Origin of the sequence: Clostridium sp. BNL1100 (assembly GCF_000244875.1) — a bacterium.
Lineage (GTDB): Bacteria > Bacillota > Clostridia > Acetivibrionales > DSM-1351 > Ruminiclostridium.
On the sequence record NC_016791.1, the window covers coordinates 3,177,548 to 3,190,266 of the forward strand.

Annotated in this window: 2 protein-coding genes; both read right to left on the reverse strand. The window is 39.7% G+C overall.

The features are described 5' to 3' along the window. Positions 1 to 19 precede the first annotated feature (19 nt). Positions 20 to 2,992, reverse strand: coding sequence for a type I polyketide synthase (locus CLO1100_RS13425; protein ID WP_014314298.1), 2,973 nt, complete (start codon positions 2,990 to 2,992; stop codon positions 20 to 22). After that, positions 2,992 to 12,696, reverse strand: a complete 9,705-nt coding sequence (locus CLO1100_RS13430; protein ID WP_014314299.1) for a non-ribosomal peptide synthetase — start codon at positions 12,694 to 12,696, stop codon at positions 2,992 to 2,994. The genes CLO1100_RS13425 and CLO1100_RS13430 overlap by 1 nt, the downstream gene beginning before the upstream one ends. Positions 12,697 to 12,719 lie beyond the last annotated feature (23 nt).

Genomic DNA, 12,719 nt, shown 5'->3' on the forward strand with positions numbered 1-12,719 from the left:
CTCTAACCACCTCCTAAAATTATATTGTTCCGCCTTCCAAGTCCTCTTCAGCAGCAGCTGCCTCTCCTTCTCCCTGCATTGCCCATTGATAGGTTTCAACCATTTCTGCGACATCCGCTATTGTTGTAGCCTCCAAAAGCTTGGTCATTGGTATTTGAATATTGAATACCTTACTTAAATCTGATGCAACGGCGGCAGCAATCAGCGAATGCCCTCCCAGCTCAAAGAAATCGTCGTGTATTCCCAGTTTTTCAAAGCCAAGAACCTTTTTCCAGTGCTCCGCAATTACTTTTTCAACTTCACTTGAAGGTTCCACATAAGGTACATCCAAATCGGGACGAGGCCTTTTGCTAAGCTTTTCGGAACCATCCATATTTTCTGAAATTTTTTCCGACCCTTTTAGCAATAGGGGTGAAACGTTTATTTTACCTTGGAATTCAGAGCACAGCTTTTCAAGTTTTTCTTTAAAAAGAAGAATATCTTCTATTTGCTTTTTCTTTGCTGATTCATCCAAATCTACTGATATTGATATATTCCCCTTAATACACTCTGCAAGAACCTTTTCATCAATTTCTGATTTATCTGAAACAGGGAACTCTGGTTGCTGAGTGTTTTTATTTTTTACCCCGGGTTCAATCCAATATCGCTGCCTTTCAAATGGATATGTGGGCAGAGGAATACGGTGTCTCTTTTCTTCTTCATAAAATTTATTCCAGTCAACTTTTGCTCCGTAAACCCAAATCTTTCCTATACATTCCATAAATGACTCAGATGGACTTTTGTTTTCAATCTGAACTGCAATCAACGAAGTGCCGACTTCATTCAAGAACCTTTCCCCGTTGCCTATTTCAACAAAAATCCTTTCATTATCGGACAGAATTTCCTGCAAGCCCTGAGCTGAAAAGCTGCTGTTACGCTGTTTCAACCAGTAATCCGTATTTGTGGCCAAGGAATCATCTATCCAATTTCCACTCATGGATGATACAAAGGGTATTTGAGGTACATTTAAACTGATTTCCGAAAGAATTTCCGGATAATCCTCGTCTTCTGAAGCAGTAATTCTCAATGCATCTTCAAGGCTCAATACTTCTGAAATACAAGCGGCGACATATTCTCCCGTACCTTCTCCTATCAGGCTTTCAGGTTTCAAGCCTGATTCTTGAAGCAGTTTTGCCATTGAATACTGTGTAACAAAAGCTACTGACCTTTCAATGCTATTTTCATTTGCAGTCCTGTCTGAATCAAGTAAAGTTCTAATATCGGTACCCAGTATTGACAATAGAAGGTCTGCACAGTAATCCACAGTATTTTTGAATTTCTCTTCTGTCCTGTACAATTCACCGCACTCTTTTATGTATTTTGCATTGCCGGGAAACATAAATACAACCGGCCTGTCCTTGTGTTTCTGGAAGTATGAGATAACATTACCGCACGTGGAATTACTTAATTTCATTTCCAAATCTTCAAGGTTTTTACAAACTGCAATTCTACGGTGGTTGAAACTCCTTCTGCCTACATGTTGTGTAAATGCTATATCTGACAAATTCAAGTCAGGATTCTTCTTTATATGTTCAACAAGGTTTTGTGTCATTTTTTCAAGGGCTGTTTCTGTCTTTGCTGATAGTGAAATTAATTGGTAAGGCCTTTGTGATTTTTCGGATGGCTCCACAGCAGGAGCTTCTTCCAGAACAACATGGGTATTGGTGCCGCCGATTCCAAAGGAGCTAACACCTGCTCTAAGTGGAAAACCTTCTGTTTCCCATTTTGATAGTTCACTGTTTACATAGAATGGGCTGTTTACAAAGTCTATTTTGGGGTTCGGCTCTTCGAAATTCAGACTTGCCGGAATTATCCTGTGTTTCATGGAAAGTACCGTTTTTATCATACTGGCCAGACCACCGGCATTTACAAGATGTCCTATATTGGTTTTTGCCGAACCAATGGCACAAAATCCTTTTTTATCGGTATAAGCCCTGAATGCCTTGTTCAAAGCGGCTATTTCAATGGGATCTCCAAGGTTTGTACCGGTTCCGTGAGCATCTATGTATGTAATTGTTTCAGGATTGACACCCGACATTTCTATAGCCTCAGCAATACATTCCGCTTGACCGTCTACATTTGGAGCAGTATAACTGTTTTTTGAGGAACCGTCATTATTAATACCTGTCCCTTTTATAATTGCATGTATATAATCTCCGTCAGCAATTGCATCCTCAAGTCTTTTTAATGCTAAAATGCCCAGTCCGCTTCCGCTTACCGTACCGTTGGCTTTGGAGTCAAAAGCACGGCAGTGTCCGTCTGCTGAACCTATGCCGCCTTCCTGATAAAAGAATGCCTCATTTCTGGACACCTGAAAGCTTACTCCTCCTGCCATAGCGATATCACACTCAAAGTTGTTAAGACTCTGACAAGCGTAGTGAACTGCTACCATAGATGATGAACAAAGAGTATTGACATTTACGCTTGGCCCCATAAGATTCATTTTGTAGGACACTTTTGTTGCAAGGAAATCCTGTCCGTTTGCTATCATTATTTTGAATGAGCCCAGACTTTCAACCAGTCCAGGATTGGAATACAGGTTTCTTACCATGTATCCGCTTAGGTTCGCACTTGCATAGACTGCGATTCGTCCGTCATACAGGTCAGAATTATATCCGGCACTTTCAAGTACCTCCCACGCACTCTCTAAAAACAAGCGGTGCTGCGGATCCATAATTTCGGCTTCTCTGGCCGAATAATCAAAAAACTCGGCGTCAAACATGTCCATTCCGTCTAAAATAGCATCAGCCGCAACATATTTAGGATTATCCAGCAGATGTTCGTCTATCCCCATCTTTACCAGGTCATCGTGTTTAAAAAATTTCACAGACTCCACACCATTATAAAGATTCTCCCAGAACTCATCAGTATTATTAGCACCCGGGAAACGGCCTGCCATACCTATTATGGCAATTGTACCGTCCAGGGAACCGTTTTCTTCAAAATTACTCATTAATGATTCTCCCCCCTCTGTATCATCATCCTTTGTTTTCTTTGCTTTAATCTTTCCTGCTGTTTGCTGACCCTTTCATTTATGCGTTTAAAGCTTGGCTTTTCTTCCTGATGGTTTTCACCCTCAAGCTTTGAGGCCAGAAGTGCTATTGTATTGTATTTATATAAATCAACAACGGCTAAATCTGTGGGGAATATTTCTTTTATTTTTGTATGTAGCTGTACCAATAGAAGAGAATCTCCACCCAGTGCAAAAAACTCATCATGAATTCCTACCCCCTCTATACCAAGAAGATTTTGCCATACGGGTACAAGCCTTTTTTCAGCCTCGCTTTTAGGTGCAGAATAGGCATTGGGAAGGTCAGGTCTTGGATGTAATGTTTTTTGTTCGTCCTTCTCAGCAACGGTATTGATTTTTTTATTTATATAACCTGCGTTTGCAATAGCTTCACTAATTTCTTTGGTCGATACAATAACCTGATTGTTAAAATACTGTCCTGACAGTATCTTTTCAAATACCTTCCTGCCTTCGGCTGCCGTCAATCCCGAATCCATAATATTGCCACTGTTTGAACTGTTAATTAAGCTGTTATAGACTTGGGTGTCTTCGGTAAAGGAGTTTAATTTCCGGCTTCTGTTTTTAATGTTTTCACTGTTCTCATCTGAAATTTGCCTCATGGAAAAATTCTTTATTTCAATTAGCTGAACACCTTTTTCATCCAAAACATCAATATCACAGGTTATTATTTCATTGGGTGCATCGTATTCGTCCCTGAATGTTATATTTGCATAAATTTTTTCAGGCAGTCTTTGTCTTACAATTATCTTCTCGTATGAAACAGGAAGAAAATTTCTTTTGGATGCCAGCCTTACCGAACCGGTAGCAACATCCAAAAGAGAAGGATGTATATTAAAGTACTTTAAATCATCTATAAATTCCGGGGCCAGTTCTATCTCTGCAAATCCTTTTGTACCGTGGAATCCAAGCCTTTTCAGTGTCCTCCATCTGTTCCCGAAAGTTATAAATTCTTCAAAATCTTTATTAATGTAATCAAATTTTTCTTCATTAAATATGTCTGCTGATCCAGAAATATCAATCTGTTTATATTCCGGGTCAATTGCAGCCGCAATCTTTCCCTGTGCATGTTCTCTCCATGGGTTTTCTTCCACATATGAACAGAGTCTGCTAAATATTTTGAATTCATAATGTCCGCCGTTTCTTTGCAATATTGTCAAAACTTCCTGTTCTTCATTTTCCCTAACTGCCATTGGAGTTAAAAAGGTCACATCTGAAAATTCAACAGGTTTATCTCCATTTATATCTGCAAAAGCAGCTCTAGCCATTTCAATATATGTTGTTCCCGCTATTGTAGGGATTCCCATCACAAGATGTTCACTCAACACCCAGTCCTTTTTAGGATTAAACCGTGATAAATATACTGCTTTATCCGGAGATTCGGATATCTTTCTATCCAGTAAAGGATGAACAGATTTTTTATTGTCTATGGCCATACCTATTCCGGGCCATCTGTCCCAGTTGACTGATACAAAACGTGTTCCATGTCTTGAATCATGGGCAATTGCAAATGCGTTCATAAAATTATTAGCGGCACTGTAATCTGCTTGTCCAAAACCTCCTGTTATGGAGTTAAGGGATGAACTCATAATGAAGAAATCAAGCTTGCAATCCTTTAATACTTCATACAATACCTGTGTTCCCGTGACCTTTGGTGCAAATACATTTTCAACAAAACTTTCTTTCTTTATCTGTATCATACCGCCGCCGGGATTTCCGGCTGCATGAATTACTCCGTCGATTTTTCCAAAGTGATTCTGAACCTGCTGACGTACTCTTTGCATTTCTTCCATATTGTCAACATTTCCACGGCAGATGAGAATTTCTGAGCCAAGTTCTCTTATATTCTTTAAGATTCTTATTTTTGTGGAAGTTTTGTCAGCCTTCCCCTTATTCTCCAGCCATTCATCCCAATTTTCCATTTCAGGGAATGAAGATCGTCCCACAAGGACAAGCTTTACTTTTTCCCTCTCGGCAAGGTATTCTGCCAGAACCAATCCGATTCCGCCCAATCCGCCTGTTATAATATAAGTTCCTTTATTTTTTATTTGAAGTACAGGCTTTTGTGTATTTTGGAGTTTCATTTTATCAAAGCTTTGAATCCAACGGCTTTCCCCTCTGTACGCTACTGTGGTATCTTCGGAATCACTATAGGCTTCATATAAAAGCTGCTCCAACAGTTCCCTTTCACAAGGACTGCCCTCTTCACAAAGCATAAAATCCACACTTCTGCACTTGATATTTTCATATTCCCTTGGAATTACTCTACAAGGGCCAAGTACCAAAGCTTTTTCAGGATACAGCACGGATTCGCCGAATACCTTTTGCATACCGTTTGTTAGAACAATAGTAGTTATTTCTTTCTTTAACTCCTGTTTTCCCAACGCTTTTGTTAGAAACAGCATACTGTAGAAAAGGTCCTTGCCTCGGTTTTCATTTGAAATGCCCAGCATATTTATAATTCTGTCCGGTACGTTGCCTTGATTTTTCAGTTCTGTCAGCAGTGTATCATAGTCCTGCTGCTGTATTGGATTAACCTCAATGACCTTTGCCCCTGCTTTTCTTAAAAGCTCAACAAATTTATTTTCAAAGTTACTTTCTTTAGCCAGTACCAGTATGGATTTCTTATTTTCAGGCAGTGTAAGCTCTGACGGAATATTGTAAACAGCCTGTTTCCATACCGGTGCATAAAAATAATCATTGATATCCTTCTTGACTGCTTTTTTTGATTTTGCCCAGAAGGACTGTCCTTCAAAGGGGTACACCGGAAGATTAAGCTTGTTTCTTCCCTGTCCTTCGTATAAGCTTATCCAATCTATTTTTTCACCTTGTAGCCAGAAAATTCCCAGTTCTTCCTCTGTATATTCCTTCAAATTTTCCAGATTATAACTTTTACCATTCTTTATATTATTGGCATATATTAAATTATCATTTTCTATAGCTTCTATTGCTTCTTCTCTTGTATTGCAAACAAGCAAGCACCTGTACTCAAACTCTCTGCGGCCCAGCTTTAGTGTGTACGATGCATCGTTCATATCTATACCGGGATTTTCTTTTAAATGTAATGCAAAGTTTGATGTCATTCTCTCTAGTGCACTTGAAGTTTTAGCTGAAAATATCAATAAATGCCTTGATTTTTCAAGAGTTACATCTTTTTTTACCGGTGCTTCTTCCAGAACTGCATGTGCATTTGTACCTCCGATTCCAAATGAGCTTACTCCTGCTCTTCGGGGTATCCCATCAGTTTTCCATTCGGAGAGTTTTGCATTTACATAGAAATGTCCGTTTTCAAAATTGCACTTGGGATTAGGCTTATCAAAATTGAGACTTGGGGGTATTTTGCCGTTCTTGATGGCAAGAACTGTTTTTATAAGGCCTATTACCCCTGATGCCGCATCCAGATGACCTATGTTTGTTTTGACCGAACCAACTGCACAATACTTTTTCTTGTCAGTTTTTTCACTGAATACCTTCTCCAGCGCTTCTATTTCTATAGGGTCTCCGAGTGGTGTCCCTGTTCCGTGGGCTTCAATATATGTAATGGTGTCAGGATTTACTCCGGCAAGTTCCTGTGCCTTTGCAATAACACCCGCTTCACCTTCAATTCTTGGGGCAGTGTAACCTACTTTCAGCGACCCGTCGTTGTTGACCGCAGTTGCCTTTATTACTGCACAGATGTTATCCCCCTGTGCTATGGCATCCTCCAGCCTTTTTAGAACAACTACTCCAGCACCGTTTCCACCCACCGTTCCTTTTGCTTTTTCATCAAAGGCTCTGCAATGTCCATCCGGTGACAGTATCATTCCTTCCTGATACAAATAACCTGTTTTTTGTGGAAGTCTTATACTTACACCGCCAGCTAAGGCCATATCACATTCCTTATTCAAAAGACTCCTGCAAGCAAGATGTACTGCAACCATTGAGGATGAGCAGGCTGTCTGAACGGTTAATCCGGGGCCTTCCAGATTTAGTTTATAAGCTACTCTGGTGGCAAGAAAGTCCTTATCGTTATTTATCATTATCTGGTAGTTATTTGCAACATTGCCGATTTCATTGTCTTCTGTAAGATTTTTTATATATGTATTCATGCCGACGCTTGCAAAGGTTCCTATTGCACCGCTGAACTTTTCGGAATCGCAGCCTGCATCCTCCATTGCCTTCCATGCTTCTTCTAGGAATATTCTCTGCTGGGGGTCCAGTATTTCCGCTTCCCTTGGATTAAAGCCGAAAAACTGTGCATCAAATTTGTCAGCATCCTCTAAAACACCCCAAGCCTTCACGTATTCCGGCTTTTTTAACAGTTCGGGGGCTATGCCCTCTGCTATTATTTCTTCGTCACTGAAACGGGTTATTGATTCCCTTCCCTGGCAGAGATTTGTCCAAAACTCATCTATATTCTTTGCACCGGGTACTCTTGCACTCATACCTATTACTGCTATATCATTGCTTTGTGAAGAAGTAGTTTTTGGAATACTCGGTTTATTATTTATAACAGCTGTTTTTTTGCCCAGCCTCTGTTCAAGATATTCTGAAAGTGTGTTGACTGTAGGATATTTGAACAAATCCATAACCTGCAAATCTATATTCATTGTTTTGGATATTTTGCTGCGTACTTTTGCCAAAAGGAGTGAATGACCTCCCAAGTCAAAAAAATTCTCATTGATTCCTATGGTTTCCCTTCCAAGAACCTCTTTCCAAACGTCTGATACTGTCTTTTGTACCTCATTTGACGGCTGTATCGTGTCTGAGTTTGCTCCTTGGGTGGTTTTTTCAGGTATTGGCAGAGCTTTTCTGTCTATTTTATTGTTTGGTGTCATTGGAAAGGAATCAAGCTTTACAAAATACGAGGGTATCATATAATCAGGCAGTCTTTCCCTGAGGTAGGCCCTTAACATAACCGTATCTGTTTCCTTTGTTTTCGGGATTACATAGGCTATAAGTGCTTTTTCTCCCGAGAATATTTCTCTGCATATAACTACACTCTGACTTATCAGAGGATTTTTGTTTAAAAGTGTCTCAATCTCACCCAACTCTATGCGGAAGCCTCGTATTTTGACCTGATGATCACTACGACCAACAAATTCTATATTTCCATCAGGCATAAACCTGACAATATCTCCTGTTTTATATAGTCTGGAACCTACTTCGCTGCTAAATGGGTTGGTGATAAATTTTTCTTGGGTCAACTTTGGAAGTTTTAAATATCCCCTTGCAAGGCCTGCTCCACCTATATATAGTTCTCCCGGAACCCCTACAGCAGTTGGTTTCATTTCATTATCAAGTATATATACCGTTGTATTTGCAATGGGTTTTCCTATTGATACCGGGCCTTCTTTTGAATCTAACCGTAGCATGGTAGACCATATTGTAGTCTCAGTAGGCCCATAAACATTCCATAGGCATGAACATCTGTCCATCAGCTCATTTGCCAAATCTCTTGGCAGTGCCTCTCCTCCGCAGAGTATTTTGAGACTGCTGCTGCCCTGCCATTGTGCTTCTACAAGCATTCGCCATGTGGCAGGGGTTGCCTGCATAATAGAAATATTATGCTTATCCATAAGTGATATGAGTTTTTCTCCGTCTATTACTTCATCCCTTCCTGCGATTACAACTGAGGCACCTGTTACTAACGGCAGCAGCATTTCAAGTCCTGCAATGTCAAATGAAAGAGTGGTTACAGCCAAAAGTCTGTCCTTCTCACATATATTCGTACTTGTACCCATTGAGAGCAAAAAGTTAGTTAATGCACGGTGTTCAATCTGCACACCCTTGGGATTTCCAGTGGAGCCTGAAGTATATATTACATATGCCAGATTATCCGTTGTCGCTCTGTTTTCAGGTTTTTCAATGCTTTGTTCCGATATTTCCTTCCATTGTTCACTGATGCAGATAATTTTTGCTTTGTTTAAAGGCAGTGTATCCTTGATTATAGTATCAGTTAAAATGATAGGAACCTGTGCATTGTCCAGCATAAACTCCAGCCTGTCCTTTGGAAAAACGGGGTCCATAGGAAGGTATGCTCCACCTGACTTGTGGACACCAACTAAAGCCGTAAGCATATCTATGGAACGCTCCATATATATACCTACTATGGTTTCAGGGCCGACTCCCAGAGATACAAGATAATTTGCAAGCCGGTTGGCTCTTGTGTCAAGGTCACTGTAGGAAAGCTGTCTGTCTCCCTTTACTACGGCAACGGCATGGGGGTTAATTGACACCTTGTCCTCAAAAAGTCGTATCCACAAATCACCCTCAAAATCCACACGGGTATTGTTCCAGCCTTCCAGTAAGGTTTTACTCTCCTCTGAACTTAAAATATCAAACTTTTTGATTTGTGTTTCAAAATTTGCAGTTAAGTTCTCCAATAAATATGTGTAATGTTCTGCCATTCTTACTATGTATTCCGCATCAAATAAATCTGTATTAAATTCAAAGTTTACTTCCAGACACGATCCACTGTCGTTTATATCAACAGAAAGGTCAAATCTCGCTGTGTCACCCTCCATGTCAATACTTGAAATACTCATGCCGGACAGCCTTGCTGACCGTACAGGAGTATCCTGAAGGCTGAAGAACACCTGAAAAAGGGGATTGCGACTCATATCGCGTTCCAGATTAAGTTCTTCAACTATTTTTTCAAAAGGAACATCCTGATTAGAGTATGCTTCAAGGGTGACATTTCTTACATTTCTCAAAAGCTCACGAAAGCTGCTATTTCCGCTGAAAGCCGTCCTAATGACCAGATTGTTTGTAAAGAACCCTATCAATGGTTCCAGCTCTGAACGGTTTCTGTTTGCAACAGGTGAACCGATGATTATGTCTTCTTGTCCTGTATATTTAAAAAGTAAGACCTTAAAGGCTGCAAGTAGAATCATATAAAGAGTAGCACCTTCTTGTTCCGCACCTCTTTTTAGTTTTTGATATAACTCATCTGAAAGGCTGCAACGGAAGTTGGAACCCTTATAGGTTTGTACTGTGGGCCTTTGCTTTGAAAAAGGCAGTTCCAGTATAGGAAGCTTTCCGCCTAACTTTTCTTTCCAATAGACAAGCTGTTTCTGAATAGTATTTTCCTTGTATCTGTCTATTTGCCAGCAAGCATAATCCGAATATGTAATTTTTAATTCCGGCAAAACATAATTTTTATTTTGTATATAGGAATTATATAAGATTGCCAATTCTTTAAGCAGTACCTTAAATGACCACCCGTCAAATACCATATGGTGGGCTGCCAGAATCAGTACATACTCGTCTTTTTCAAGTTGAAGCAATTTTCCTCTTATAAGAGGTGCCTTACTTAAGTCAAAAGGACAGCTTATTCCCTCTTTTGCAAGAACCATGGCTTCTTTTCTTCTGTTCTCTAATGGTATTTCTACAAGACTAATAAAAGGCAGCTCCATGCGAACCCCTTCCATTACCGTTTGCACAGGCAGTCCATCTTCTTCTAAAAAGGAGGTTCTCAAGCTCTCATGTCTTTCTATAATTGTATTAAGGCTTTTTAACAACAAATCATAATTTAGGGTTCCCTTTATATTAAGACCTGAATATAACATGTATTGAGAGCTGTTTTCGTTTAGTCGGTCAAGAAACCATATCCTCTGCTGAGCATAGGAAAGGGGTAAAGTACCTTTCTCCTGCAAACGCTGTATTCTATTTTCATCATCGGATATTTTATCTGATTTTTCAACGATTTCAGCAAGGACATCAAGAACAGGGTTTTCAAACAAAAGGGTCTGTTCAAGTTCAGCTCCGAACTCTTCTCTTATTCTGGAAATTGTTTGAGTAATCTTCAAAGAATCCCCGCCTAATTCAAAAAAGTTATCCTTTATGCCTATTTTCTTTACACCCAGTACCTCTTGCCAGATTCTTGCCAGTTTGGCCTGTATTTCATTTTCAGGCAAGTCAATTGGTCTGCTTTCTGCTTCTGATTTAAGCAGTAATCCTATTTCATTTTTTATAGTATCAAACTCACCATTGATATAGCTTTCACGAAGTTTGTAACGTTGTACTTTACCACTGGTGGTTTTGGGAATACTCTTTATTGGAATTACCTGTGACACTTCTATTCCCATTCTCTCACTGATTAATTTTCTTAGAATGCGTACTGTTCCTGTAAATTTATCTGCTTTCATTTTAAACAGAACAAAGAGTATCAGTTCGTCAGACTTGATTTTTTCATTGAATGCTCCCACCGCAACAATCTTTCCGAGTTCAATCCCCTCAGCTTCCTGTGCGATACGCTCAATATCATGTGAATAGTAGTTTTGGCCCTTTACAAAGATTACATCTTTAGCACGTCCTGTTATAACAAGTCTTCCATCCCTCATAAAACCCAAATCACCTGTATTAAGCCAGCCGTTATTGGTTATTGCTTTGCGGGTTGCTTCCTCGTTGTTATAGTAGCCGGATGTAACATTGGCACCCGATATGCATATGTAGCCAATTTTGTTTTCGCCTATGTCATTGTTGTCACTGTCGCATATTCGGACATAGCAATCATATATTGGATATCCTTCATCCGCAAAGCTGCAGCCTCTGGCGTCACCCTTGCCTACTTCTCTTACAATGTCACCTACATTCAGGTAATTACGGTCAAGGCTTATAAACCTCATTTCATCACCAAGGCGTGGAAATGTTACTGCAATAGTTCCCTCTGCCAGACCGTAAACGGTATACATTGAGTTTCTTTTTAAGCCATAAGGAGACAGCTTTTCCAGGAATTCATCACACAATTCATAAGATATGGGTTCTGCACCATTGTATATAAGCCTGACCTTTGACAAATCCCAGTCCTTTTTTACTTCCGGCTTAAAAAAGGTCAGAAAATGTTTGTAGCCGAAATTAGGTGAATACAATAGTGTAACCTTGTGTTCACTGGCTTTTTGTATCCATAGCGAAGGATGTCTGATAAAGAGCTGTGTCTCGATATTGTATTGGTTTATACATGCAATTACATCCTTTATGTGTGTACCTATGAGGCCCATATCATGGGTCAGGGGCATCCAGTTTAGACCTGAATCCTCTGAATTTATATTTACCCAGCGTATTACGGAGCCTATATCATAGAGGACATTCCTGTGGGTGATTATTACGCCCTTGGGGTCGCCTGTAGAGCCTGATGAAAACTGAATAAATGCAATATCATTTTCCTCGGCTTCTGCAATCTCACCTAAAAATTCAGTTTGCCCTAAATTCTCCATGCTTAAGGTTTTTGTTTGCATTAAGTCAACTTGTTCAGATAAGCCGTTTTTGTCCCCAAAGCTTTTGAGTCTTGCAAAAAAATCATCGGAAGCCAGCATTTTGGGATTTTTGAGTATATCCCATATCTTAAACAGCTTTAGTTTGTGTTCGTCATTTGTCCCCGTTGTAACCGGAACCGGAATCATCCCTCCAAGTATGCATGCCCAGAAGGCAAACATGAATTGTCTGTTGTTATCTATCTGAAATATAACTTCGTCGCCTTTTTGAAAGCCTGATGCCTGCAAATTGTATAAAAGTTTCATTGCTCCATGATATAACTCACTATAGGATACAAAATGTTCTTCGGTTTCACTTAGTATAAATGTGATACCCTTGGCTTTTTCGTCCTGCCTTGAAACAATTAAATCTACCAATGTTTTAAAAGCATACATTCTTTTCACCGCCTCTTAAACTA